This is a genomic window from Streptomyces sp. URMC 127, assembly GCF_051386535.1.
Taxonomy (GTDB): domain Bacteria; phylum Actinomycetota; class Actinomycetes; order Streptomycetales; family Streptomycetaceae; genus Streptomyces.
The window spans coordinates 1-249 of the sequence record NZ_JBPQTW010000560.1 but is presented as its reverse complement, the minus strand read 5'-3'; the positions used below and the strand labels follow the sequence as shown (position 1 = coordinate 249).

General features: G+C 75.5%; 1 pseudogene. It reads right to left on the bottom strand.

Annotated features, from left to right (window positions below):
• Window positions 1-249, bottom strand: a pseudogene (locus ACSNOH_RS35390) (MFS transporter); the annotation flags it as partial.

The window sequence follows — 249 nt, the reverse complement described above, 5'->3', positions numbered from 1 at the left end:
AGGAGCCGAAGCCGCCCCGCAGCACGAGCCCGAAGGCGAGCCCGTACGCCGTGAACGACCCGGCCGTGGCCAGGGACAGCAACGACAGCGCCCACACGTGCGGATCCCGGAACGCACCACCCGGATCCCGGTCCGCGGCGCCGCCCCGTACCACCGGCAGGTTGTCCATCCGCAGCGCCGCGACCACCGCGGCCAGCGCCACCAGCGGCACGTGCACCGCGGCGATCCACACCGGCGACGAGCCTCCGG